The 25,666-nt window shown below is 43.3% G+C and carries 21 protein-coding genes; 5 read left to right on the top strand and 16 right to left on the bottom strand.

All coding sequences use genetic code 11. From position 1 onward, the window contains the following. Positions 1–231, top strand: a 231-nt coding sequence (locus JFC08_RS05140) for a MepB family protein (RefSeq protein ID WP_198329953.1), incomplete at its 5' end; no start/stop codon positions are given. An 80-nt stretch (positions 232–311) separates the two neighbouring features. Here JFC08_RS05140 and JFC08_RS05135 read toward each other — a convergent pair. Both JFC08_RS05135 and JFC08_RS05130 read right to left on the bottom strand, forming a co-directional pair. Next, entirely contained in the window at positions 312–875 is a 564-nt protein-coding gene (locus JFC08_RS05135; RefSeq protein WP_045447249.1) for a hypoxanthine-guanine phosphoribosyltransferase, read from the bottom strand. A 102-nt stretch (positions 876–977) separates the two neighbouring features. Then, on the bottom strand, positions 978–1,646 hold the full coding sequence (locus tag JFC08_RS05130) for a hypothetical protein (protein WP_198329952.1): 669 nt from the start codon (positions 1,644–1,646) through the stop codon (positions 978–980). Between the two features lie 296 nt (positions 1,647–1,942). Here JFC08_RS05130 and JFC08_RS05125 point away from each other — a divergent pair, with 296 nt between their 5' ends. The 3 genes from JFC08_RS05125 (at position 1,943) to JFC08_RS05115 (ending at position 5,102) form a co-directional block, all read left to right on the top strand. Further along, positions 1,943–3,625: a carbon starvation CstA family protein gene (locus JFC08_RS05125; RefSeq protein WP_198329951.1), complete on the top strand. Its 1,683-nt coding sequence runs from the start codon at positions 1,943–1,945 to the stop codon at positions 3,623–3,625. A 115-nt stretch (positions 3,626–3,740) separates the two neighbouring features. Further along, entirely contained in the window at positions 3,741–4,052 is a 312-nt protein-coding gene (locus tag JFC08_RS05120; RefSeq protein ID WP_160021768.1) for a cory-CC-star protein, read from the top strand. A gap of 33 nt (positions 4,053–4,085) precedes the next feature. After that, complete coding sequence (locus JFC08_RS05115) at positions 4,086–5,102, top strand: ArsA family ATPase (RefSeq protein WP_198329950.1); 1,017 nt, start codon at positions 4,086–4,088, stop codon at positions 5,100–5,102. Between the two features lie 38 nt (positions 5,103–5,140). Here the strand turns inward: JFC08_RS05115 and JFC08_RS05110 are convergent, their stop codons facing one another. Both JFC08_RS05110 and JFC08_RS05105 read right to left on the bottom strand, forming a co-directional pair. Then, positions 5,141–6,772 carry a DUF3482 domain-containing protein gene (locus tag JFC08_RS05110; protein ID WP_198329949.1) on the bottom strand — a complete coding sequence of 544 codons (1,632 nt, stop codon included), beginning with the start codon at positions 6,770–6,772 and terminating at the stop codon, positions 5,141–5,143. Between the two features lie 130 nt (positions 6,773–6,902). Beyond that, positions 6,903–8,267: a DUF2868 domain-containing protein gene (locus JFC08_RS05105; RefSeq protein ID WP_198329948.1), complete on the bottom strand. Its 1,365-nt coding sequence runs from the start codon at positions 8,265–8,267 to the stop codon at positions 6,903–6,905. Positions 8,268–8,507: 240 nt separating this feature from the next. Between JFC08_RS05105 and JFC08_RS05100 the strand changes: the two genes are divergently transcribed. After that, positions 8,508–9,299 carry an SDR family oxidoreductase gene (locus JFC08_RS05100; RefSeq protein ID WP_198329947.1) on the top strand — a complete coding sequence of 264 codons (792 nt, stop codon included), beginning with the start codon at positions 8,508–8,510 and terminating at the stop codon, positions 9,297–9,299. A 117-nt stretch (positions 9,300–9,416) separates the two neighbouring features. Here the strand turns inward: JFC08_RS05100 and JFC08_RS05095 are convergent, their stop codons facing one another. The 12 genes from JFC08_RS05095 to JFC08_RS05040 all read right to left on the bottom strand — a co-directional run bounded on the left by JFC08_RS05095 (position 9,417) and on the right by JFC08_RS05040 (position 25,515). After that, entirely contained in the window at positions 9,417–10,961 is a 1,545-nt protein-coding gene (locus tag JFC08_RS05095) for a bifunctional 2-methylcitrate dehydratase/aconitate hydratase (RefSeq protein WP_198329946.1), read from the bottom strand. Between the two features lie 144 nt (positions 10,962–11,105). After that, positions 11,106–11,732 carry a GNAT family N-acetyltransferase gene (locus JFC08_RS05090; RefSeq protein WP_060491140.1) on the bottom strand — a complete coding sequence of 209 codons (627 nt, stop codon included), beginning with the start codon at positions 11,730–11,732 and terminating at the stop codon, positions 11,106–11,108. Positions 11,733–11,803: 71 nt separating this feature from the next. Continuing rightward, positions 11,804–13,657 carry an ABC transporter ATP-binding protein gene (locus JFC08_RS05085; protein WP_227697651.1) on the bottom strand — a complete coding sequence of 618 codons (1,854 nt, stop codon included), beginning with the start codon at positions 13,655–13,657 and terminating at the stop codon, positions 11,804–11,806. 22 nt (positions 13,658–13,679) lie between these two features. Then, positions 13,680–14,618 carry a 5'-nucleotidase gene (locus JFC08_RS05080; protein ID WP_193007421.1) on the bottom strand — a complete coding sequence of 313 codons (939 nt, stop codon included), beginning with the start codon at positions 14,616–14,618 and terminating at the stop codon, positions 13,680–13,682. A gap of 14 nt (positions 14,619–14,632) precedes the next feature. Then, the gene (prpF, locus tag JFC08_RS05075) at positions 14,633–15,862 is read right to left on the bottom strand and encodes a 2-methylaconitate cis-trans isomerase PrpF (protein ID WP_198329945.1); all 1,230 of its coding nucleotides are present in this window, start codon (positions 15,860–15,862) and stop codon (positions 14,633–14,635) included. 13 nt (positions 15,863–15,875) lie between these two features. Then, complete coding sequence (locus JFC08_RS05070; RefSeq protein ID WP_193007419.1) at positions 15,876–16,553, bottom strand: tetratricopeptide repeat protein; 678 nt, start codon at positions 16,551–16,553, stop codon at positions 15,876–15,878. A 237-nt stretch (positions 16,554–16,790) separates the two neighbouring features. Beyond that, positions 16,791–19,424 carry a Fe/S-dependent 2-methylisocitrate dehydratase AcnD gene (gene acnD, locus JFC08_RS05065; protein WP_198329966.1) on the bottom strand — a complete coding sequence of 878 codons (2,634 nt, stop codon included), beginning with the start codon at positions 19,422–19,424 and terminating at the stop codon, positions 16,791–16,793. A 248-nt stretch (positions 19,425–19,672) separates the two neighbouring features. Next, complete coding sequence (prpC, locus tag JFC08_RS05060) at positions 19,673–20,812, bottom strand: bifunctional 2-methylcitrate synthase/citrate synthase (RefSeq protein WP_198329944.1); 1,140 nt, start codon at positions 20,810–20,812, stop codon at positions 19,673–19,675. A 112-nt stretch (positions 20,813–20,924) separates the two neighbouring features. Further along, the gene (locus tag JFC08_RS05055; RefSeq protein ID WP_087815417.1) at positions 20,925–21,578 is read right to left on the bottom strand and encodes a DUF2059 domain-containing protein; all 654 of its coding nucleotides are present in this window, start codon (positions 21,576–21,578) and stop codon (positions 20,925–20,927) included. Between the two features lie 93 nt (positions 21,579–21,671). After that, positions 21,672–22,562 (bottom strand): methylisocitrate lyase, encoded by an 891-nt coding sequence (gene prpB / locus JFC08_RS05050; protein WP_198329943.1) that lies wholly within the window; start codon positions 22,560–22,562, stop codon positions 21,672–21,674. Positions 22,563–22,916: 354 nt separating this feature from the next. Further along, a complete protein-coding gene (locus JFC08_RS05045) occupies positions 22,917–24,215 on the bottom strand; it encodes an NRAMP family divalent metal transporter (protein WP_045454703.1) in 1,299 nt (432 codons plus the stop codon). 286 nt (positions 24,216–24,501) lie between these two features. After that, positions 24,502–25,515, bottom strand: coding sequence for a LysR family transcriptional regulator (locus JFC08_RS05040; RefSeq protein WP_198329942.1), 1,014 nt, complete (start codon positions 25,513–25,515; stop codon positions 24,502–24,504). Positions 25,516–25,666: the final 151 nt, after the last annotated feature.

Raw genomic sequence — 25,666 nt, 5'->3', positions numbered from 1 at the left:
AGTTGTGGATGTGTTTCTTATATTAAATCTCTTTGCTACTTTTGCAAGAGGTCTAATATTCTTCAGTCTCATTTTACAAAAGGTAAGATGGGTATCAGGGTGTATCCTAGCTGGGATAAGCCAACCAGTAATACCGCTAAGAAGACACAGAATTGGCAACTCGATTATTTCTTCGTGGTGACTGGTACAAACATACTGCCTACAGAAAAAATACGGGCATTGTATGAGTAGAAAAATTAACAGTAAGTGCAAAATCTAAGCAATAAAAAAGCATCCAAATTGGATACTTTTTTTGAACTCAAATGTAGAACTTAAACTTTGTCTTCTTTGATGGCATAGATGCCAGGCAGATGACGCAAGTAACCATGGAAATCCATACCACAGCCATAGACATAACGATCTGCAACATTGATACCGACAAAATCAACATCAAAATCTTCAACTTTACGATCATGCTCTTTATTAAGCAACACACAACATTCAAGTGATAAAGGTTTTTCTTTACTTAATTCTTCGACAACTGTTTTTAGCGTGATACCTTCATCAAAAATATCGTCAATCAGCAATACATGCTCACCTTCGATACTAACATCAGGTTTGAATTTCCAATCTAGCTCATTGGTGCCTGCATTATCACGATAGCGTGATGCATGAATATAATGCATGCGATGATAGAACGTCAAATGAGTCAATAGTTGACCAGCTGGAATAAGTCCACCATTCATAACCACCATAACGATTGGGTTTAAACCAGCATAATGTAGGTTGAGCTGGGCGGCAAGGCGCTCATAAGCAGCGGCTACTTCGATGCTACTGATAAGGCACTCTGAGTTGCGTAATGTTTTTTCAATTTCTTGGTTGCTGATTTGGGTCATCGGGTGCGCCTTCGGTAAAAAGTGCCGCTTATTTTAGCAAATTTTAGTGAATTTGCCCAATGCCATCTGTCTTTTGAGACAAAATTAATCAAATACTGGCATTTATTCCGGCTTTTCTACGATGAAAGGGCGGTAATAGTTTGCTAAACGATTTAAAGAGCGATCAGGTAGGTCGGGTAGCAACTTATTTAAGGCCATACTCATGCCTTTATCAATGGCGGCTTTGGCCACTGGGACAGCTTTGCGTTTAATCATGCCAAGTTTCAGCGTTTCAGCATAGCGGCTGATAAAATGAGTCAATGTCTCTTCATTCATGGTTTCAAGCGCTGTTTTAAATGCTTTCATATCTACTTGCTCAGGTGTGATAGCAGCAAAGCCTTTTTCGATGGTTTGTGCATCTGCATCAGATAATTTGAAACCCACTCGTTTTACGCCTTCATTATCAATAAACGTTGCCCGATCTCTCAAGAAGTGAAAGCTTGGCATCACTTCTTCGTTATTCTCTTTACCGAGTAAGATGTTAAGCAGCGTATCTGTTGCTTTTTCAACTGTGCCAACAATTTTGCGCATCGAGGCTTGACGTTCAGGGTTTGGAATAATATCTACCAATCCAATCAACAAATTGTCGATTAGATCACGTGCTGTTTGATGCGTCAGGGCATCACGATATGGGTAGTATTCGACCTCCTCATTTGAGGCAATCACTTGCTCAGCGTCAATGATTAATGCTTTCAATTTATCTGAAGGTGCAAACCCAAAATAATGCGCCATGGTGCTTCCTTTATTTGTTGTTTTTCATGTTTAACCAGCGTTACATTTGTCGTTAAATCAGTTAGTATCTAAATGGGTTGCAGTCAAAGACTCACCATATGCTGACTAGTGACATGTGCTAACGATAGAATGCAAAGCCTTATTAATGGATGATGATACCACAGTACTTCTATAAACAGCCTTTGGACAGGTGCGCTAAGTCACTAGTCGCCGACTAATTTAACATATTTTTTATATTCTAAATTAAAAAGCTTGAACTTATAAGGCTACCTATTACTTGTCTAAGGAGAGATAAGATGAATAGTGCAATCGTGCTAGTGTTTGCTGTTGCCGCGATGCTTTGCGGTTATCTGTTTTACTCAAAATTTATCGCTACTAAAATCTTGGCATTGGATAACAGTATCCCCACGCCAGCGCATACTATGAAAGATGGGGTGGATTATATCCCCACCAATAAATACGTGCTATGGGGACATCATTTTACTTCAGTCGCAGGAGCGGCGCCGATTATTGGTCCTGCCATTGCCGTTATTTGGGGCTGGGTACCTGCTATCATTTGGGTAGTATTGGGCACGATTTTTATGGCAGGTGTCCACGATATGTCAGCCATTTGGGCTAGTATGCGCAATCGAGGTCAGTCGATTGGTTCGATTGCCGGTACCGTCATGGGTACACGTGTGCGTAGCTTGATGATGATCGTTATTTTCTTATTATTACTCATGGTAAATGCGGTATTCGGCGTCGCTATTGCTAATATGATGATAAAAACCCCATCCGCTGTGCTACCTGTTTGGGGGGCTTTGATAGTCGCCTTTATTATCGGTCAGTGTATTTATCGCTATAAGATGAATCTGGTTTGGGTATCAATCATTGGGGTCACGGCTTTATATGGGCTTATCTATCTTGGTCCTATGTTCCCTGTCGTATTACCTGAGACATTCTTAGGGTTACCTGACAATGCTGTTTGGATTATTATCTTGTTTGCTTATGCGGCAATCGCTTCTTTATTACCGGTTTGGATGCTCTTGCAGCCGCGCGATTATATCAATGGCTTACAGTTATTTGTCGGTCTAATTTTACTATATGCCGCCATCTTTATTGCGACGCCTAATATTGTCGCGCCAGCGATAAACACGGCATTGCCAATCGGTACACCATCTATGGTGCCTTTATTGTTTGTCACCATTGCTTGTGGTGCAATTTCAGGCTTTCATGGTTTGGTGGCAACGGGTACGACGTCTAAGCAGATTGATAAAGAAGAGGATGTACGATTCGTTGGTTACTTCGGTGCCATGGGTGAGGGTATGCTAGCACTTGGTGCGATACTCGCGGCAACAGCAGGCTTTGCAACCCTTGGCGACTGGCAAGCCGTTTATCAAAAATTTGGCGATGGCTCTATTGGTGCCTTTATTGATGGCGGTGCAACTATATTGAATGCTGGTGTCGGCATTGATATGGTTTTATCACAGACGATGCTGACGGTAATGGCAGCATTGTTCGCGGGTACTACGATGGATACTGGGGTACGTTTGCAACGCTATATCTTCCAAGAGTTTGGTGAAATTTATAAACTGCCTGTCCTAAATAAAAGTGTGGTGGCAACATTGCTTGCCGTTGGTAGCTGTTTGTTATTAGCATTTGGTGCTGGTGGTATCGATGGCGCAGGCGGTATGATTATTTGGCCGCTATTTGGTACAACCAACCAGTTAATGGCTGCCTTAACCTTGATGATCGTTACCATTATCTTGTTACGTAAGGGCAAGCCAGTTTGGTACACCTTAGCACCATTGTCGTTCTTGTTGGTTATGACTGTCTTTGCACTATTGATTCAGCTCAAAACCTTCTTTACTGATGGTAATTGGCTACTTATTATTATGGATATTATTATCTTAATCGCGACCATTTTGGTGACGTTTGAGAGTTTGTCTGTACTACGCAAAGAGTGGTCACTACATAAAGGTAAAAACGGTGAGGTTTAAACGTTAAACCATATTGAGTGTCTGTTTAATAAAAAACGCTAGCAGCAATTGCTGGCGTTTTTTATATCATATAGGCATGATAGATCATAAGAATTAAGTAAAATACGAGCACATTATGGAAAATAAAAACACATCAGATAATATAGAAAATGTTCAACCACTAGAGAACACTCAACCATGGTGGCAACGGTTTAAGAGTGGATTAAATGAATTTTATCATGCGCCTTATCGTCAGACGATGGCACGCGCGGCACGTGATGAAGAAGATTTTTTCATGCTACTCATGTTTGCGGAAAGCTTGGGTATCGACAATCCAGCAAGCTTTTATACATTAGAGTTGCAGCCATTGTTTTTAGAAAACTTCCATGAGTGGCATACACGTATGGGCATGGATAGATGCCCTTTTGACCACGTAGGTTGCTGCTAGTTTACGTTGAATTCATCAAAATGAGATATAAGTATGGCATTACACCCTTTACCCGCATTGGTAGAGCAACTGGCAAAGCAGCCAATTATATTTATCGGTGGCAAGGGCGGTGTCGGTAAAACCACCACTGCCGCTGCACTTGCCAGCTATTATGCCAACCAAGGCAAAAAGACACTGATTGTCTCGACCGATCCAGCACACAGCTTGGGCGATGTGTTAAACGTCCCGCTCAAAAACCAAAAAACAGTAGTAACTCCTTGTCTAGATGCTATTGAACTAAACCCTGATATCATCGTTGATGAGCATTTTGCCCAAGTTGAACGCACCATTACTTCTTATGCCAATCCAGACATGATACCAAAAATTCGCGAGCATCTACGGCTATCAAAATCAGCGCCTGGTGCACAAGAAGCCGCCATGCTCGAATCTATGTGCCAGCACTTGGTTGCAGCAGCAGATGCCGGCTATGAGCATATTATTTTTGATACCGCACCGACGGGACATACACTGCGTTTATTAGTGCTGCCTGAAATGATGGGTGCGTGGACGGATGGGCTACTGGCACAGCAGCGAAGGCAAGCAAAACTTCGCTCAGTGGCAAATCATTTGGGCAGTCATGAACAACACAATAACAAAAATGATTTAGCCAATCCGTTTGCCGAAAAAAAAACCGACCGCTGGGAGCAGGCAGTATCCGTACTCGAAAAGCGCAAACAGCTGTTTCGTCAGTCAGGGTTGCTACTGCATGACCGTACACAAACCGCCATAGTATTGGTTATGACAGCTGATGTATTGCCACTGGCTGAAACAAAGCGAGCGATAGAGCAGTTAGAAGACAGTAAGCTTATGCCAGCCGCAATCGTTATCAATCAGTTGATAGCACCGACCCAGTCTGATGCGTTTTGGCGTCGTCGTGCTGAGCGCCAACAACAATTAATGCAAGATATTGAGCAGAGCTTTCCCAGGTATCCGCTATATCCAATATATCTGCAACAAACCGACGTACGCGGTACAGAAGCATTAAGTGCATTGTTACACCCATCTCCTTAAGCAACCATATCTACCACTTTAGTCAAGCTTGGCTATCATTACTCAGATTTATATAACTGTAGCTTACTTGCCAGCGACCATGCCATATCTGCTCGTAATAGCTGCGCTTGTTCAGATTTACCACTACTGAGTGATGACCATTGCGGTTTACCACGAGCTTTTTTGAGCTCGCTTGGCAGTTTGTGTGTTGCCCATGGCGTTATGACATTACTATTCTCGTCATCAGTATTAGCAATTGATGCCTCGCCATTATATATTAGCTGCGTAGCATCTGTTGCCGCATGCCCACGATGACGTAGCGCAGTGAGCAAATCTATCGCCCGAGTAGCTAGCAAGGTCAATGTTGCAGGGTCAATATATAACCGCTTAACCCCTGATATTTTATCGGCGATACTGCCAGTATTAGATAGCAATCCACCTGCGATACCACCGATAGCCGCGCCCAAACCCAAGGTTGTCCCAAGAGCGGCCGCATCAATCCCTAATCCTAGTAACGCGCCAGCCGCAGCACCAGAAGTGGTACGAATGCCATAGCTTTTGAGAAGCTCGGGGTCGAATGGGTCTTGCTGATAGGCCTGTAGCTCAAGTGGTGTTGCTGCTACAGCATTATCATAAAACTTATATAAACTTAGCAAATTATGCTGCATTGCGCGTTCGCTCTGTCTGACCGCTTCTTGCATTTGCTGCAATACCGGCATGGGATCATCATCTTCGCCAATCTCTCGTACGAAAGCGGCGACATTTAACAAAAAGTCCGCAATGATAATATTGGCTTCATCATAGAGTTGCGCCCAATTCTCCGTGCGGCGAGCCATTAATTGCTCAAGCATCTCTGAGTGAGTGAGCATAGTCGCAAGATTTTGCCATAGACGCATTTCATCGTTAAATTCAAAAGCCACTGAATCAAAGCGCGTCGAGATATGCAGATTACGTCTTGCCAGCATGGTCTGCCACTCATCTATATTAGCATCCTGAGCGTCCATAAAGTTGAATACCGGCATGACAGGAATCGCTGCCCAAGATAAAATAGCTAACTCGTCTTTATATTTACCGAGTACTGGCTCACGTGCATCGACGACATAAATAGCCATATCACTTGCCAGCAACTGCCGAATCACTTTGGCTTCTTGGCTATAGTCCTCATTGCTATTTAGCGCATCACCACCTTGGGCAATGTCTGCTGCCAAAAACTGTTGCAAACGCTCAATGCCATCACGCCGACTGGCGGTATTGTCCTCTAACCAATCCATCAATCCTGACGCATCTTCTAAACCCGGTGTGTCATACAATACCACCAACACTTCGCCCGTTTGGCTGTCTGTTAATTTGGCTTGCTCTACATGACGGGTAGTTGCGGCTTCGTTTTTGACTTCACCAAAATAGACGTCACGCAATAGTGTACGCAGTATGGATGTCTTACCCGTATTGGTATGACCAACGACCGCCAATTTTAACGGTTCACCACTGGCGATGGTTTTCCTTGTCATACTTGTCGTTGTTGTTAATGGTTCAGTTGATAAAGGTTGATTGTCTTGAGTTTCCGCTGACTGAGTTACAGCTGATTTTAAAGTGCTGTTTGTGGTATTAGAGGTTGCCTCATAAGCCTTATCTGCAAAGACACCCGCAGGCTTATTGTATTCATAATTCTCTTTTTTATTATCATTATTCATAATATCGTCTTATATTTATTAATGATCAAAACATACAGTGGCTTTTATTGTAGAACAAATTGTGTGATATTTCGGTATTAATACTAACCATTTGTCTTAAGTAACTGATAATCCCATTTTGGCTAGTCAATCAAGTATTCACTAGACCAATGTTGCGGGCAGAGAGTGCGGTTTGCCACTGCTGATAACGAACATCTTGATAGTCTGCAACCTGCTTGGTTAAGTCTAAAGCGCTTGAATCACTCAGCAACTGCACAATGAGCCCATCTTTTGCATGGCGGGCGATTTGATCAAGTTTGCGCAATGTACCACGGTCAGGTAAGGCTTTATGATGAATACCAAGTAAGACCTGCACTGGATGACTGTCTAAATACGTCTTCAAACGTGCCATATCGTCACGATCATCAACGATACCGAAATTCTCTATCTCACTATTATTAATATTGGCATCCAGACCTGCAAGCCACCAGTTATCCTGATCTGAGGGATACTCAAGCAAAGCAACCAGCTTCTTGCCAGCGCTGACGGCTGCTTTTGGCGCAATAGGAACGGGCACTTCATTAAAGTCATCAGCATCTACCACCTGACGTTGCCAAAAGCTTAAAATCTTTTGATAATAGGGCTGCTTGATGTCCAAACGCATCTTTTTACGACGGAACATCAATGAGCAAAACGCCCAAGCAATCGCTCTTGGTACAATACCGTACATCAGCAAACTACCAACCAATAAGCCTGCCCATTGCCGCGCAACAGTCAATGGCATCGCATCAGTCACCAAGCGACTTTGTACGATAGCGGTGCTATCTGGCACATCGAATCCCACCATACTTGGTAACCAGCCAAGTACCTGTGTTAAAGTAATTAGCGCTTGATCGGATAGTAAAGTCGACTCCCAGCTAAAGCTATACTGACGCACAATCAACAGAAAAATAATCGCCAGCAGCATGCCCGTCAACGTTGCCAGCCATAACTGATGACTAAATCGCCCCAAATACCAGCGCATCCCGCTATGCTGTAATTGGCGCTCGTACAAGTCGACAGCCGCCTTGGTAACATCGTCTTTACCACGTATCAGATAACTGGGACTGACAAAATTGGCAAACCAATTCGAAGACTGCTTGCCTTGATTAATCAGGGTCATCACCAGCCAGCCTAACAGCATAATGGTATGAAAACCCAGCAAGCAAACCAATACATAAAAGAAATTCACCACATTGGTCTGTAGTAAGGTGAATAAGCCCAAAAATCCCGAGAGACACCACACCACGCTCATGACTACCATGATGCCTTTGATACGCCCGTCAATTTTGCCCAATACTCGTGCCAGCGCACCGTTACTATCGATACGTGAGGCTCGGCGGTGCAATTTTTGAATGGGTTTGCCATCCTCACCTTGTAGTTTTTCCGTGATAAGTAGCGGGTCAGTGGCAAAGACATGTTGCTGCGTCTCAAGCGTGCGTACCAACTCAGTCAATTGATCTTGGGGTGATAGCATAATGCGATAACATCCATATAAAGGCGTTTATGTAGGAGATAATTCTTGATTATTGTAGCGTATATATGAGGACACGCCTTCGCCAAATGTTAAAAAATGAACATTTATTAAGCATTTTTATCATGGTAAAGACAATAAAAATCAGCCAAAATGAATAATGAACGAAATGATAATGACAATAGTGTAAAAAAACAGAGGGTGAAAAAACGCTGTTAAAGAAAATCCAGAAAAGGAATCATCATGAATAACAGAACGTATCTAATCGTTGGTGGTACAGGCGGCATTGGTAGAGCGATGATTGAGCAATTAGTAGATGGCACTGCCAGTGGCAATAAGGATGAGAATGCGAATACCGATAATGGTGGAAAACAAGATATCCATATATTTGCCACTTATCATCGAAACATACCTGATTTTGAGGCTGACAATCTGCATTGGATATCCATGAACCTCTGCGACGAACAGAGTATCCAACAAGCAGCCGAGGTTATTCAGCAGCAAACCACTCATATTGATTGGATTATCAATTGTGCAGGGTTATTACATACGGCGACGCAGCAGCCAGAAAAAGCGCTGCGTCAAGTTGAGACTGATTTCTTTTTACAAAACATGCAAGTGAATGCCTTAGCCAGCTTACTCATTGCCAAGCATTTTAGACCACTATTAGCCAAATCTGCGCGTAGTAATGACAAGCCCGCAATCTTTGCGACGATATCCGCGCGCGTTGGCAGTATCAGTGACAATCAGCTGGGCGGATGGTATAGCTATCGTATGAGTAAAGCGGCACTCAATATGGGCATGAAAAACCTGAGTATTGAATGGAGTCGCTCGCTTAAAGACGTGTGCGTGGTTGTCATGCAACCAGGAACGGTAAATACGCAACTATCCGCCCCTTTTCAAGGTAATGTGGCTGAAGGTCAGTTGTTCTCGCCAGCCTACAGCGCAGAATGCTTATTAGAAGTGCTTAACCGTATGACGGCGTTGCAATCAGGCAGTTTTGTTGACTGGGCAGGGGAATCCATACCTTGGTAGTTTTTAGAAACTAGCTATTAATGGATAAAAAAAGGCGTGTCGTTGTCATTATATTAAAGACAATAACACGCGCTATGTTATTGATAAGATAAAGGTAATTTTCAAATAGGCAAATGCTTAATTCGCCATAAACAAGTTCATAAACTCATGTACAGGAGTGTGCTCTAAGCAGGTTTGATCGCTACAAAGCGCAAAAATATCCTGACAGCGACTGTCGATAAAACGCGTTGCTAAACTGGCACGAAACTTGGCTTCTAATACAGGAATACCTTCTTTGCGGCGGCGCTTATGTCCGATAGGGTATTCGACAACAACCTTGTCGGTACTGCTACCATCTTTAAAAAATATCTGAATGGCATTGGCAATCGAGCGCTTGCTTGGGTCATGGTAATCTTTTGAATAACCCGCATCTTCTTCTACGATCATTTTGCGGCGTAGACCATCAATTAAAAGATGGTGCTGTGCATGATAATCGTCTTCATAATTTTCTGCCATTAAATCGCCAGTTAGCAGAGGCACCGCGACCATATATTGCAAACAATGATCGCGATCCGCAGGGTTGGCCAATGTGCCTTCTTTAGAGATGATTCTAATCGCGGATTCATGAGTGGTCAGGACAATTTTTTCAATATTGTCGATTCTATCGTCAATACGTGGATGTAAAATTACAGCAGCCTCACAAGCAGTCTGCGCATGAAACTCGGCAGGAAAGCTTAACTTAAATAAGATATTTTCCATCACGTAACTGCCAAACTCACGCTGGAAAGTAAAACGGCGCTCGTTTGCAGGTTTAAGGGCTAAGTCTTTATTTGTATGGCTAAACAATACATCATAAAACCCCCATTGCGGTGCAGAGAGTGCCCCAGGGATACCCATTTCACCGCGACGAGTAATATCAACCAAGCGTACCGCACGACTGGTCGCGTCGCCTGCCGCCCAAGATTTACGGCTACCGGCATTGGGTGCATGACGATAGGTACGCAACGCCTGACCATCGACGATCGCCTGCGAGATGGCAGCCATGATACGCTCACGTGGCAATTTATAGAGCTTGGCGACCACAGCAGTAGAGGCTAATTTAACTAAAAACACATGATCAAGACCCACACGGTTGAATGAGTTTTCGAGTGCAATGACACCCTGAATCTCATGCGCCATAATCATAGCCTCAAGCACCTCACGCATGGTTAATGGCGGATGATTGCGACTGACATTTTGTTGGCTGATATAATCGGCGACTGCTAGGATACCGCCTAAATTGTCCGAAGGGTGTCCCCATTCAGCAGCCAGCCACGTGTCATTATAATCTAGCCAGCGCACCATACAGCCGATATCAAAGGCAGCTTTGATAGGATCTAGTCTGTGGACTGTACCCGGAACGCGCGCGCCATTAGGTGTGAGCTGATCGGCACAATCAGGACCCAGATGCTTAGTACATTCAGGGAAACGTAGCGCAAGCAGACCGCAGCCAAGCGTATCCATCAAGCAATGACGCGCAGTATTCCAAGCATCTACGCTATTGGGGGAGTCGTTATCTATCGAATAATTAAGCACATAATCAGCAATCTTTTGAATCTCAATGTCATATTCTGGACGGACATTGCTTTCTACCGTTGCCTCATTTTTATTTGAATGTGTTGTATCTGAATTATCATTTGACATGGTTGTCTCCTCTTCCTTGAGTGTGCTGCTTCCTTGACCCATTATCTCGGTCATTTTTTTAAATTAGCCATCATTTAAAAGTAGCATACTCAATATGAAACAACCAAACTGAATTATGTTAAAAATTAAAACCTTGCGGCGCGCTTAAATCATCAAATATAGTAGACCTAACACAAATAAAGCCGCCATGATAAACAGCAGAAAACTTAAGACTTTGTTCGTCGTGGAGGCAGACTCAGTACGCTCTTTTTGTACTTTGTTTTTCTTGGCAACGTATAGAACCATTTTTACATGCTCTATATTGTCTTCGAGATAATGATCGCCTTCAGGGACAAAACCCAGGGACTCATAAAAGCTGAGTAAGTAGGCTTGTGCAGAGAGTATAATCGGGCGCTTCTTACCATATTTTTTACGGCAGTGCGCAATGGCATGAATCATCATCTGCCGTGCGATACCCTCACCTCTGTGCTCTGATAATACCAACACTCTACCGATGGCAGGCATAGCAGTATGATTGGTCTTAATCGTAGGGTCGGCGACCGATAGATTGGATTTTAATTTATTAAATTCAGGCGGAATGATACGGCAGTAGCCTACCAACGCCTCGTTTTGATGCGCGATAAGATGTAGGCAATCAAAGTCCACCTCATCCATATCTTGATAGGCACAGTTTTGCTCAACCACAAACACTTGTGATCGGGCTTTTAAAATATGATAGAGATCAACTGAGGTCAGCTCATCAAAGGTTTTGATAGAAAATTCACAAGTCATAGTGGGCTAGCTTCTGGAAATAGGCGGTAAAAGATTGGCATTATAACGATTTAGGCACACATTAACCATTCCTAACCCTTTAGAGTCTGGCTGATTTTATCCAAATTTAAGCTATCCGACATGGCATTGAATATCTCAAAATACTTGCCGTGTTTCTCATACAGCGCTTCATGCGTACCAGTTTCAACCACGCGACCATCTTCTATCACGACCAAGTCATCCGCATCGATAATTTGGGCAATATTATGCGAAACCATAATCACGGTACGATCTTTTTTGATGAGATCTAGGCTTTTCTTCACTTGTTGGCTGGCGATAGCATCGAGGCTAGCGGTTGGCTCATCCAAAAACACAATGGGTGGATCTTTTAAAAACATCCGTGCCAGCGCGATACGTTGCTGTTGACCACCAGACAATGACTTTGCTGTACTCTCATAGCCTTTTGCTAAATTAATAATTTGCTCATGAATGGAAGCTTTTTTTGCTGCAATGATAATATCTTCCTCAGTCGCATTCATATCACCATAGCGGATATTTTCGCTAATCGTACCGGAAAATATATGATTGCTTTGTAGTACTAAACCGATTTTTTGACGCAATTCATGAGTATCGCAGTCGGCTAAATTATGTCCGTCTAGCCATATGGTACCGCTATCTGGCGCATAAAACTTTACCAATAAGCTGATAATCGTACTCTTGCCAGCACCGCTTAAACCCACCAGCGCAGTAATACGATTGGGCTTGATAGTAAAGCTGACATCTTTTAGCGCTTGCGTGCCATTCGGATACGTGAAATCAACGTTTTTTAGCTCAATATGACCTTTTAAATTTTTACTACTTCTGCCCGCGATATCTTCAACTTGGCTTTCATCTTCTAATATATCAAAGAAACCTTCAGCGTAAGTCAGGGCATTATTAATCTGATCATAGATACGATGCAATTGGCGGATAGGGGCGGCGACGTTTTGGAATAGCATGACATGGAATAAAATCATACCGATGGTCATCTCGCCTTTTAAAACAAAGTAGGATGTCAGCAGAATGATTACCACCACGCCAATTTGTTCAATAAAAGTTTTTATCGCATCATAAATAAAACCAATACTGCGAATGCGCAGCTGATTGTCAGTCATGTCTTTTTGAATGGTTAAGTGCTTTTCTGCTTCTATCGACTCACGAACAAAGGATTTCACCACGCTGATGGAGTTGATCAAGGAGATAACCAAGCCACTTTTGGCTTCTCTATAGCCACGCATCTGCCGACGGAATCCTTGTAGACGCCGTGCTTGTTTTTGACTGATGAAAAAATATATCGGAATGATAATAAGACCGACCAAGCCTATCCAAAAATTGGTCGAAAACATAATGATGAGTGAGACGATCGCGCTAGCAAACAGTGGCAGCATATCGATAAAGAAGTTTTGCACTAAGCTTGTAAGACTACTAACGCCATAATCGATACGCGTTTGCAACTTGCCGCTGTCGTTTTCGCTACTGGTATAAAATGCCATGCGGTAGGTGAGGATGCGCTCAATGATTTTTTGCGATAAATCACGCGAGAGATTGATACGAATTTTCTCACCATAAAAGCGCTGACCAAAAGAGATAAATATCGACAGTATCTCTTTGGTTAAGAGTACGGCACTGATGATACCTAGCATACGCACGCCTGCCTGCCACGGCTCGGCAAGCGTGGCAATTTCGGTCAAGGTATCAACTGCATAGCGCAGCACAAAGGCATTAACTTGCGCTGTAAAGGAGCCAAGCACCGTTAGTATCAGTGTGGCAATAATTAAAACTTTATATGGCGCGGCAAAGACGGCAAGCTTTTTGAGGATATCCCACAGCAAAGCGCGCCGCTCCGTTTTTTTGAGTGGCGGCTTCTTATCTAACTGCACATGGCGTGGCTGGGGAGATGTTGGCATGTATTTTTATGAATATTAGTAATTAGCTTTCATTATGTACTACTTTATTAGCGATTCCAAAAGGAATATGAACTGATGGCAATACACCAGATGATTTCAAATGTGTCATCTGGTCGTCAAAAAAGATATGAGGCTTTAATATCTCAAGAACCTTTGATTTGTCTACTCCGCCCATAAAAAAAGCTTCATTCGCAAGAATACCCCATTCACGCATTGTGTTAATTGCACGTTTATGTGAAGGTGCGTTTCTTGCAGTGACGATAGAGACTCTTACCATTGGTTCATAATTAGGGTTTTCAAGCTTATAATCATTTTCAAGTTTTTGAATATGAGAAATACGGTCAATAAAATTCTTTAGTGGTCCTGGATTATGAGCTATATCAACCTTAGTAGACTCATGGAGGTGAAACTCATCAAGGTTTTTATTTTCTTTATAAACACTTTCAGATTCATCGTCGATTATCACGCCATCAAAATCGAATGCTATTCTCAATTGCGTATCTTCAATATTATCAGAAATATCTCCATGTAAAATCTGACCTGCTGGGTAACCTGCCTCTATTGCTTGTTTAATGTCTCCCTCATTAGCAGATAAAAATAATTCAATATCAAAGGCTGGAATATATTCGTGTGCTGATCGACCTTGCAAAAAAACCGCACGAGTAATAGAAAGGTTATAATGTTCAATTGAGTTAATAACCCTGAGGCCGGTGTCAGGATCATTGCGTGATAATAAAATAACTTCTACTAACGGATCTTTAAGCAGCTCATTTAGCTTCAATAGTCTCCTGATAAAAGGGTAGGCGACCCCAGTATTAAGAGCATCATCTTGATTCTTTCTCTGATATTCTCTATAGGCTTGCTCGCCTTCTGTCCTGAATATACTATCTGATTCTTTAAGATCAAATAATGCGCTTGATGAAATACCGATAACTAGTTTTTCTGTAAGATCGTAAGCCATTTAAGTCTCCTTAACTAAAAAGCATCCGCTGGTACAAACACTTCACCAACCATAATACGGCGTGCCGAGCGGCTCATCGAGACTTTTTTGGCTTGCCAGCGTCCATCGACTTGCTCGGTTTTTCCACCTACAAGTAAGGTTCCTGAAGGGTGACCAAAACGCACCTCGGTCAGCTCGCCTGCACCTGCTGCTTCATTGACCAATGTCCCTTGCGTGGTCGCTGCGGCGGCAATAGCGACCGCTGCTGTGCCCATCATCGCATGATGCAATTGACCCATACTCATGGCACGTACGACTAAGTCAATATCGTCTGCATCGACTGATTTACCACTTGATGCGCTGTAACTTTGTGCAGCGCCAACCCATGCAATTTTTGGAATATGTTGGCTGGTTTGCGCCTCACTCACATCTTTAAATAGTCCCATAGCAACACCACCTTTGGCACGGATGTTTTCAAGCTTGGCAAGTAGCTCGCTATTACTATTGATGTCGCCTTGTAGCTCAGTACCGGTAAAGCCTAAATCTTCTGCTTTCATAAAGATGGTTGGGATACCAGCACTAATAAAAGTTGCCTTGACGCTATCAGTATTTAGACCACAGCCAGAGACATCAAAATCATCGACCAAGTTACCAGTAGGGAACATATCGCTGGTAGCATCAACAGGATCGATAAACTCAATTTTGACTTCAGCCGCTGGGAAGGTTACACCGTCTAATTCAAAATCGCCAGTTTCTTGTACTTGCACTTTGCCTTGTGCGTCCATGTAAACAGGTACATGAGCGATAATCGTTTTACCAATATTCTGTTGCCAAATGCGTACTTCGCAAATGCCAGTATTCGCACTATTTACGATCTTATCAGTATCGACTAAGCCCATATTGATGGCACAGGCACCAACCGCCGCAGTTAAGTTGCCACAGTTACCCGCCCAATCAATCATTGGCTTAGCGATATTAACCTGCCCAAACAGATAATTCACATCATGATCTGCTTTATCAGATTGAGAGAGAATGACTGTCTTAGAGGTGCTGGAGCTGCCATTGCCTAAGCCGTCTATTTGCTTACCATAAGGATCAGGGCTACCGATGACACGTAGCAAAAACTTATCACGTGACTCGCCAGCGACTTGGCAACGCTCAGGTAAATCAGATAGTTTAAAGAATGTACCTTTTGAGGTGCCGCCACGCATATAGGTGGCGGGGACAGATAGTTGTGGGACAAAAGCAGGGTTTGGTCGGGTCATTTTTGTATTCCTATTATTTTAGTACGATATATTCATCACCGTTTTGAATGACCATTGTTAATGATTCAATAGATTGCGGCGACAACATATTTATAGACTCACTAGATTCTTCAGAGCTTTGTGCAGCTGCTTGTTGCAGCCAATAACGTGCTTTTTCTTCATTTTTTCGAACACCCCATCCGTTTAAATAGGCTGCTGCTAAAAAGTTCTGTGCCTGCAGATCGCCTTCTTTTGAGGCAATAGACAAAAGCTTAGCAGCTTTAGTCAAATCTTGCTTGGTACCCCATCCTTTTATATACATAAGGGCTAAAGTTGTCACGGCATGAATAAATCCACTTTCAGCGGACAAACTGTACCAGTAACACGCTGCTACTAAGTCTTGACCGACACCATCACCAGTATGAAATTTAAGCGCCAAGAGATACTGCGAAACTGGGTCGCCTTCATCAATGCCAGGTCTCAAATCGGACTTAGCCATTTCAAGTTGTTCCCGTCGAATTTGTATAATACTATCAACGGACTCTTGTATATCGCGGCCGGTACGTACATTAGAAACCCAACAACCAATAATAATAGCAATAACGAAAATGGAAATAGAGACGTCTACCATTGATAAATCAGTGAGACTACTACAACCGCTAAGATTCAATACAGAAATCAAAATAATAAAAGTTCTATGGATGTTTTTCATGCCACTTCTTATGATAAAAAATGACAATTATACTAAATAGAAAAACAAATGTTTATTTTTTAAGAAAATTCATTTAAATAAAATACTATAAGTAATGTATTTAATGGATAGAAGCCTAATAAGACTAAAGAGTATCAGAATCTATTGTGAGACTACTAAAAAAGCCAATGCCATATAAACATAACATTGGCTTTTGTCACGTGTACGGCAGCTATCGTTGTTGTTTATTCGTTTCTATTAAACGATATCTAACGTACCTTCGATAAACTCTTTGGCAAAGCGCTGTAGCATACCGCCAGCGTTATACATTTTAACTTCATCAGCGGTATCTAAACGACATTTCACTGAGGCTTTATCGACAGTGCCATCTGTGCGGTTAATGACCAATGTCATCTCACCGCCAGCAGACACTTCGCCTTCGATATCAAATACTTCGGTGCCACCGATATTTAGAGTATTACGATTGACACCTTCTTTAAACTGCAAAGGTAGTGCGCCCATACCGACCAAGTTTTGGCGGTGAATACGCTCAAAATCTTCAGCAACCACTACTTCAACACCTGCTAAACGTACACCTTTAGCAGCCCAGTCACGGCTTGAGCCTTGACCATAGCCGTCACCGGCGATGATGATCAATGGTTGCTCGCGGTTCATATAGGTTTCAATTGCTTCCCACATACGCATGACTTGACCTTCAGGCTCTACTCTAGCAAGCGAACCTTGTATTACTTCACCTTTCTCGTCACGTACCATCTCATTCAATAGCTTAGGATTGGCAAAGGTCGCACGCTGCGCCGTTAAGTGGTCGCCACGATGCGTGGCGTATGAGTTATAGTCTTCCGCCGGCAGACCCATGGTATCAAGGTACTCGCCAGCAGCTGAGTCACCCAAAATCGCATTAGATGGCGATAAATGGTCAGTAGTGATATTGTCACCTAACACCGCTAACGGGCGCATACCTTTTAGCTTATTCATCGCTGCCATTTTGCCTTCCCAATACGGCGGACGGCGGATATAAGTCGTCTGTTCACGCCAGTTATAGAGCGGACTTAATGCTTTACCCGTGTCTTTTTTGGCTTCGTCAAACATCGGAATATAAACAGCGTTAAATTGTTCAGGTTTTACCGCTTTAGCCACGATGGCATCAACTTCATCATCATCGAACCAGATGTCTTTTAGATAAACGTCATTGCCGTTTTGGTCTTTTCCTAATGAGTCTTTTTCGATATCAAAACGGATGTTACCGGCAATAGCATAGGCAATCACCAATGGTGGTGACGCTAAAAATGCTTGCTTGGCGTATGGATGGATACGACCATCGAAATTGCGGTTGCCTGATAATACTGCCGTACTAAACAAGTCACGATCGATGATTTCTTTTTCGATATCAGGATCAAGTGCGCCACTCATACCATTACACGTCGTACAAGCAAAGCCAACCACGTCAAAGCCGATTTCTTGTAGCTCAGACATCAAGCCTGCTTCTTCTAGGTACATTTTGACGGTTTTAGAGCCTGGTGCTAATGATGATTTTACCCAAGGCTTACGTAACAAGCCTTTAGCATTGGCGTTACGGGCAACGAGGCCTGCTGCTACCATATTGCGTGGGTTTGAGGTGTTGGTGCAGCTGGTGATAGCCGCGATAATAACTGCGCCATCTGGCATCATGCCGTCTTTGGGTTCTGGTAGTTTTTCATCAGCACCGTGAGCAATACCTTTGGCAACCAAATCCGTGGTTGAGACACGAGCATGCGGACGCGACGGCCCTGCCATATTACGTACAACTGCTGATAGATCAAACTCAAGCACGCGAGCATATTCAGCTTTTTCCATGCCATCAGCCCATAAACCCACTTGCTTGGCATACTGCTCAACCAGTTTAATCTGATCTTCACTACGACCAGTTAGGCGTAAGTAATCGATGGTTTGCTCATCGATATAGAACATGGCAGCAGTTGCGCCATACTCAGGCGTCATGTTGGAGATAGAAGCACGGTCACCAACACTCAGCTGACGTGCACCTTCACCAAAGAATTCAATATAGGTAGAGACAACGCCTGCATCACGTAAAAACTCAGTCATCGCAAGTACGAGATCCGTACCAGTAATGCCTTTTTGCAACTTGCCAGTTAATTTAACACCAACGTAATCTGGTAGGCGCATATAAGACGGGTTGCCTAGCATAACGCTCTCAGCTTCCAATCCGCCAACACCGATAGAGATAACGCCAAGCGCATCGACCATAGGCGTATGGCTATCTGTACCGACTAAAGTATCGGCAAAGGCTACTTGTTCACCGGCTTTGTTTTGGACGACTTGGACGACAGGCGACATTTTTTCTAGATTGATCTGATGCATGATGCCGTTACCGGGCGGTACGACGTTGACATTATCAAAGGCATACTGGCACCAGTTGATAAAGTGAAAGCGATCATCGTTACGGCGCTCTTCGATAGCACGGTTTTTCTCAAAAGCGTTTTCCTCAAAGCCGGCATGTTCAACGGCTAGTGAATGGTCAACAATTAATTGCGTTGGCACGATTGGATTCACTTTAGACGGATCGCCACCTTGCTCAGCGATGGCATCACGTAGACCTGCCAAATCGACAAACGCGGTCTGACCTAAGATGTCATGACAAACCACGCGGGCAGGGTACCAAGGAAAATCTAAATCTTGTTTGCCCTCAATATGTTGTTTTAAAGCAGCTGTTAGCTCTTCTGGTGGGCAACGACGTACCAAGTTTTCACATAGTACTTTTGAGCAAAACGGTAGCTTGTCATACGCGCCAGCTTCAATATTTTCGACAGCCTCGCGGGTGTCAAAGTAATAGAGGTCGGTATCTGGCAGGGGCTTTTTGAATTGATCATTCATTGGTTGTACTAGAGCGTTGTCCATGATTCACCTTTGGCAGTTGGCTGGTTTAAATTTAAAAAATAGTCATTCTTTTAGCAAAGTCATTAGTGGAATTAGAAGTTAGAAGAAGGCTTTGCTAAAAAAATATGGCTAAAAAGAAAGTGAGGTTATTAAGAAAAAGTTTAACTGCTAAATTGTGAATATATCTAGCAGTTAAACTGGTTATCTCGCATAAGCACTTATCCGAGATAGTAAATATATATGGATTAACGCGCGCTCATCTCTGGTACTGGACGCAGCTCTTCACCGGTATATTCCGCACTTGGGCGAATGATACGGTTATTAGCACGTTGCTCAAATACGTGTGCTGCCCAACCTGTTAGACGCGAGCAAACAAAGATTGGCGTGAACAACTTAGTTGGAATGCCCATAAAGTGATAGGCTGAGGCATGGAAAAAGTCAGCATTACAGAACAGCTTTTTCTCGCGCCACATGACTTCTTCACAGCGTACTGATACTGGATATAGCACTTCATCACCAACGTCAGCAGCTAGCTTCTCAGCCCAGCCTTTAATAACGACGTTACGTGGATCTGATTCGCTATAGATGGCATGACCAAAGCCCATAATTTTGTCTTTACGCGCTAGCATACCCATCATTTCTTCTTCGGCTTCATCAGGTGAGCTAAAGCCTTCAATCATATCCATCGCCGCCTCATTAGCGCCACCATGCAGAGGACCGCGTAGTGAACCAATCGCGCCAGTGATACAAGAATGGATATCAGATAGCGTAGAAGCACACACACGAGCGGTAAAGGTCGAGGCGTTGAACTCATGCTCTGCGTACAAGATAAGAGACACGTTCATCACTTTTTCGTGTAGCTCGTTTGGTTTCTCACCCTTTAGCAAATGCAAGAAATGACCGCCAATGGTGGCATCATCAGTTTCGGTTTCGATACGCACGTTGTCATGGGTAAAACGATACCAGTAGTTGATGATAGAAGGGAATGCCGCAAGCATGCGATCTGCTTGGTCGTTTTCTTCATCAAAACTCATTTCGGTTTCTAAGTTACCCAGCATAGAGCAACCTGTACGTAATACATCCATTGGATGCGATTCGGCAGGGATACGCTCAAGCACGTCTTTTAATGACTGTGGTAGACCACGTAAGCTTTTGAGCTTGGCTTGATAAGCATTAAGCTCAGTTTGGTTTGGCAAGTTGCCATAAAGCAGCAAGTAGGCCACTTCTTCAAAGATGCATTTGTCTGCCAGTTCTGATACATCATAACCGCGATAGGTCAGACCTGATCCTGACTTGCCGACGGTAGATAGCGCGGTCTTGCCAGCGACTTGTCCGCGCAGACCTGCGCCTGACAATACTTTTGTTGATGGGTTTTGTGCTGCCATGATGAAATTCCTTTTGTGGGTAGCTTTTTGGGTGAAAACCGGTGTTTCTAAGTTTCTAAGTTTCTAATAATAAATTTGTCAGTTGATGACTGACTATAGCGCCAGTCAAGTATTACGCAGGCTGTTCAGGCTGTGGACCATCTAAATCGACATTACAACGCTTGAATTCGGCTTCAATAGGAACGTTCAAGACTTCCATTGCGCTGCCTTCGCCTTCTGCATTATTGATTTTCATGTACTTGACACCCAGTGGTGATTCCATGAATGTCTGAATCTCAGTCATCTCCTCTGGAGTAGGGTCAGCCATTGGTGTTGCAATCTCTTCACCATTCATGACGCGCAGTTGCTCATTACCAAACGTAATCAGCTTTTTCCCTACCTCTGACGTATAAAAGTCATCCAACTCTTGTAACTCTGCATCGGTAAACTGACTCTTATAGAAGCTATCGACTTCGGCTTTACCCAAGTCTTTGTCGCGTGATTCGAGACAGCTGACTTGCTCTGCACTGAGCGCACCACTATTGATAACTGGTGCGAACAATAGACTGTCGACGGTATCTAGCGTAATCGTCGTCATGACCAAGTCATCTTGAGTGGCAGGTGCAGGAGCCTGTTTGGTAGTATCAACTTCAGCAGTGCTTGCACCACTGGTCGTATCATCAGCGGTTTCTGGTGTTTTATCACAGCCCGTCATGAATAATAGCGCCGCAAGCGTGCTGCTCAGTAGTGACGTTTTAAGAGCAGTATTAGCAGTAAAAAATGGCATAAATAACCTAAAAGTAAATGAAGACGGATTTCGAAAAAATAACACACTCAAAGGTGAGCTATCTTTTCAGTATTGCCAATGAAGAATGCCTAACTACTTATTAGCAAATAGCTTGTCTAGCGTCTGCTCAAACTCATGATAATTTAAGAAATCATACAGCTCCATGCGGGTTTGCATGGTATCAACAACTTTTTCTTGGGTGCCATCAGTCAATAGATGCTGATAAACGTTTAATGCCGCTTTGTTCATCGCACGGAATGCTGATAGCGGGTACAACACCATCTCTACACCCACGCTATACAGTTGATCAGTGGTGTAAAGGTCGGTCTGACCAAACTCTGTCATGTTGGCGAGTACTGGGATATCCAATACGTCAGTGAACTGACGATACATTTCGATATCGGTTAACGCCTCGGCAAAAATCATGTCTGCGCCTGCTTCTTGGAAGGCAACGGCGCGCTCGACAGCAGCGTCTAAGCCTTCTACCGATAGCGCATCTGTACGTGCCATGACCACAAAATCAGGATCCGTTTTGGCATCCAATGCCGCTTTTAAGCGATCAACCATTTCTGAAATACTGACGATTTCTTTATTTGGGCGATGACCACAGCGCTTTTGCGCCACTTGGTCTTCGATATGTACCGCTGCCACGCCCGCTTTTTCCATTTTTCTGATGGTCTGGGCGATGTTAAACGCACCACCAAAACCAGTGTCGATATCGACTAATAACGGCGTATCAACTGCGTCAGTGATACGGCGTGCATCTTCTAGCACATTATCAAGGCTAGTCATACCCAAATCAGGAAGACCAAATGAGGCATTTGCCACACCAGCACCAGAGAGATATAACGCTTGGTGACCGACTTGGGTTGCCATCATTGCAGTATAGGCATTGATAGCACCTGCAATTTGTAGTGGCTGGTTGTTATCATTTTTTTGAGTGAGGGCACTGCGAAAGCGTGCGCCAGCAGATGATAGAGTCATGTGAGTGTCCTTGCATAGAGAGATAGTATTATCGTTATTGTGTTCGATTATACCCAATAATCAGTGAGTAAAAAGCATTGTTTGAGTGCGATAAATTAGATAATTTAAACAACTATTTTATTAAAATTAACATTATTCAATATATAAATAGCATTATCTATAAAGTAATGGTTTGCTCAAACTATTATTCATATTGCTGAATTTGCAAAGACACGTATAGCCCATTATTTACATTTATTTACAATAGCGGTTGCGCTTATTTTTATCGATTCATAGTTTTAGCTTACCAAAAAGCCCTAATAGCTAAGCTAAAAGGGCTTTTATGATATAAATAGATATTTTTAAAACCGATACCTAGCCAAATAGTCCAGCAAGATTGGCTAAAAATAACAGCGCAAAACCCGTTAAGAAGATGAGTCCCGCGATAGAGAGTGCATTCATGCCAAAAGACAGTTTTTTATGGTTTTTAACCAGTGAGTAATTTAACCAGCCAAAGATAGGCGCTGAGACAAACGCCGATATCATGGCAAACTTAAGCATAGTACCTAATTGTCCAGTAAAGAAAGTGATAATCATCAACCCACCACCGATAGCATAGGTCGTCCAAAAAGCGATTTGCTTTTTGTTGATTTCGCTTTCTCCTTTTATTAGGCGCCAGCACTCAGCGTTGGCACGGCCATAACCGTCTGCACAGGTAATCGTCGTGCCAAACATACACATAAAGGCGACGAAAGCGACCAATAGACGTGACCATTCACCGATAGTTGCGGTATACATGTTGATCAACTGATTGATATAAGCGCCACCGACCAGCTCAATTTCTTGTCCTGAGCCATACTGTACAAACACGCCTAATGACAAAAAAAATAAGGCTAAAATTGCTGAGACAGCATAACCGACGTTAAAATCAAGCAAACCTTGGCGATGGGTGGTGTGATCGGCTTTGACTTTGGCAGATGTCCACATCGAGGTAATGGCGGCAAACTCAAGCGGTGCTGGCATCCAGCCCATGAGTGCCACAATAAAACCTAAAGTTGCTAAATTCCAAGGAGAGGCGGCGACAAAGTCAGCAGCCATGACTGTCGGCTTGCCAGCAGCAATGATGACAGCAGCGACGGTCGCAGTCGTCAAGGCAATCATAATCCATTTGGTCACACCATCAAGCAGTTTATAGTGACCCGCAATTAAAAAGAACCAAGAAACCGCCACGATGATTAGAGACAGTGCCATCGTCGATAGCCCAAGAGAAGCGGGTAGCATAAAACCTAAGATAACCGCTGCTATTAATGAGACTGCGCCCGTACTAATGACGGCTGATAGGATAGAGAGTATAAAATATACCCACAGATATACTTTTGAGCGTTTGGCATAGCCTGCAATTAAACTCTCGCCAGTGTCATAGACGTAGTCGGTTGCAAAACGAAAAAATGGATACTTAAAAACGTTGGCTAAAATAATCATAATGGCCAGTTGCCAGCCATATATAGCGCCAGCCTGCGTCGATGAAATCAAATGTGAGCCACCGATAGCAGCGGTTGCCATCAAAATACCGGGACCAAAGATGCGCCAGCTAAAGCCTTCTTGCGGCGAGGTCGCAGTATCGTCAGTGGCATTTGGGTTGGTGCGTGGGTTATTGAGTGGTTGTGTGGTCATGAATACCTCTAAATGGTTAAAACGGCAAATTATCACTTACCTGTGTCAGCTTGCCAATGATCATGAGAGAAGCGCTTTATAAACTGCTTAAATATAAAACGATTCATCTTGTATCAACTTTAGCACACCGAAGCCAGTCAGGAGAATGATTATTCTAGTTGTTATTACTATTTGTTTGCATTGCCATTCTTTTTAGTTAGCATAATCAGTTGCTAATATCAAGCATTAAGGCTGATTATTTTTTAGCGGTTCTTTATAACACAATATCCATTCAATATCTGATAATTTAAGGCTGTGACACAAATTTTTGCTGCCGATAAGTGATGCCGCGCTGCTCATATACCTGATAGGTGGCGCGCAGTAAATCAGAAATGCTGGGATGAACGAAATCTTTGAGCGTATGCAGATAAATAGGGGAGGTGACGTTTTCGTGTACTAAACGTTGATAACTGATTTGGTCGGTACGCACGGTCTTTAGGCTAGCAGGCACAAGCGTAATACCTTCGCCAGCCGCCACCAAGCCTAGCGCTACTTGCAAGTCACTCACCGTCGTAGTCATAAAAGGCGAAATACCGTATTGTGCGAATAAGTGTAGTAAAGGCTCCGTAATAGGCGCGCTATGTGCGGATTGCTCAGCGCTTGTGCGTCTGGATTTTGTATTATTATCCAGCTTTGCGCTGGTTGACCTTACGCTCGTCGCTATCGGTAAATGGGTTTGATGGTAGAGAATCAGTCGATTGTTTGCTAAGTCTATCAATCGCTGCTCCTTTATATGCGCCAAAGGATGGGCTTTTGGTAAGGCGACGACATAACGCTCATGACGCATTAGTATTTGCTGAATCCATGGATCTTGATGGGGGAAACGCCCAAATCCGATGTCTATCTCACCAGATTTGAGCGCCTCTATTTGTTGATATGAGCTGATGTCTTTGAGATTGACGTCGATATCGGGGCTGGATTGCTTCAGCATGGCAATGATTTCAGGAAGCAATCCATAAAGCACGGATGGGACAAAGCCAATATTCAGCATGCTACTGGGCGTCGATAGCCGCTGCGTCATGCTGGTGACGGTATCAATCTCTGTCAATATGGCGCTGATTTTGTCGTAAAAGAATGTACCAGCTTCAGTCAGATGTAGCGGTCTATGGTAGCGATCGACCAATTCCACACCCATATCTGTTTCAAGCTGTTTAAGCAGGCGACTCAAGCTTGGTTGTGACAATCCAGTTTTAGTCGCTGCGGCACTAAAGCTCCGTGAATCTGCGATAGCAATAAAAGCGTTGAGCTGTTTTAAATCCATATCTTTATGCTCACTTGTTTATGATGTCATCGTTGCTTGTGGCTTATTTTTTTGGCTATCTTGATTATTTTATCCGAATAAGAGCAGCAAGCGACAAATTATGCTTGAAGCGAACGAGGCGAGCTACTATATTGTTTGTTAACGTTAGTGT

This window comes from Psychrobacter cibarius (assembly GCF_016107535.1).
GTDB lineage: Bacteria > Pseudomonadota > Gammaproteobacteria > Pseudomonadales > Moraxellaceae > Psychrobacter > Psychrobacter cibarius.
The sequence above is the reverse complement of the archived record's forward strand: the minus strand, read 5'-3'. Positions and strand labels throughout refer to the sequence as shown.

Coding starts and splice junctions, on each gene's coding strand:
- JFC08_RS05045 (WP_045454703.1), bottom strand. CDS start 24,215: ATGACCACACAACCACTCAATAACCCACGCACCAACCCAAATGCCACT.
- JFC08_RS05110 (WP_198329949.1), bottom strand. CDS start 6,772: ATGAATAATGATAATAAAAAAGAGAATTATGAATACAATAAGCCTGCG.
- acnD (WP_198329966.1), bottom strand. CDS start 19,424: ATGAATGATCAATTCAAAAAGCCCCTGCCAGATACCGACCTCTATTAC.
- prpF (WP_198329945.1), bottom strand. CDS start 15,862: ATGACCCGACCAAACCCTGCTTTTGTCCCACAACTATCTGTCCCCGCC.
- JFC08_RS05095 (WP_198329946.1), bottom strand. CDS start 10,961: ATGTCAAATGATAATTCAGATACAACACATTCAAATAAAAATGAGGCA.
- JFC08_RS05055 (WP_087815417.1), bottom strand. CDS start 21,578: ATGCCATTTTTTACTGCTAATACTGCTCTTAAAACGTCACTACTGAGC.
- JFC08_RS05105 (WP_198329948.1), bottom strand. CDS start 8,267: ATGCTATCACCCCAAGATCAATTGACTGAGTTGGTACGCACGCTTGAG.
- JFC08_RS05115 (WP_198329950.1), top strand. CDS start 4,086: ATGGCATTACACCCTTTACCCGCATTGGTAGAGCAACTGGCAAAGCAG.
- prpC (WP_198329944.1), bottom strand. CDS start 20,812: ATGGCAGCACAAAACCCATCAACAAAAGTATTGTCAGGCGCAGGTCTG.
- JFC08_RS05070 (WP_193007419.1), bottom strand. CDS start 16,553: ATGAAAAACATCCATAGAACTTTTATTATTTTGATTTCTGTATTGAAT.
- JFC08_RS05130 (WP_198329952.1), bottom strand. CDS start 1,646: ATGGCGCATTATTTTGGGTTTGCACCTTCAGATAAATTGAAAGCATTA.
- JFC08_RS05120 (WP_160021768.1), top strand. CDS start 3,741: ATGGAAAATAAAAACACATCAGATAATATAGAAAATGTTCAACCACTA.
- JFC08_RS05135 (WP_045447249.1), bottom strand. CDS start 875: ATGACCCAAATCAGCAACCAAGAAATTGAAAAAACATTACGCAACTCA.
- JFC08_RS05090 (WP_060491140.1), bottom strand. CDS start 11,732: ATGACTTGTGAATTTTCTATCAAAACCTTTGATGAGCTGACCTCAGTT.
- JFC08_RS05085 (WP_227697651.1), bottom strand. CDS start 13,657: ATGCCAACATCTCCCCAGCCACGCCATGTGCAGTTAGATAAGAAGCCG.
- JFC08_RS05040 (WP_198329942.1), bottom strand. CDS start 25,515: ATGGATTTAAAACAGCTCAACGCTTTTATTGCTATCGCAGATTCACGG.
- JFC08_RS05125 (WP_198329951.1), top strand. CDS start 1,943: ATGAATAGTGCAATCGTGCTAGTGTTTGCTGTTGCCGCGATGCTTTGC.
- JFC08_RS05100 (WP_198329947.1), top strand. CDS start 8,508: ATGAATAACAGAACGTATCTAATCGTTGGTGGTACAGGCGGCATTGGT.
- JFC08_RS05080 (WP_193007421.1), bottom strand. CDS start 14,618: ATGGCTTACGATCTTACAGAAAAACTAGTTATCGGTATTTCATCAAGC.
- prpB (WP_198329943.1), bottom strand. CDS start 22,562: ATGACTCTATCATCTGCTGGCGCACGCTTTCGCAGTGCCCTCACTCAA.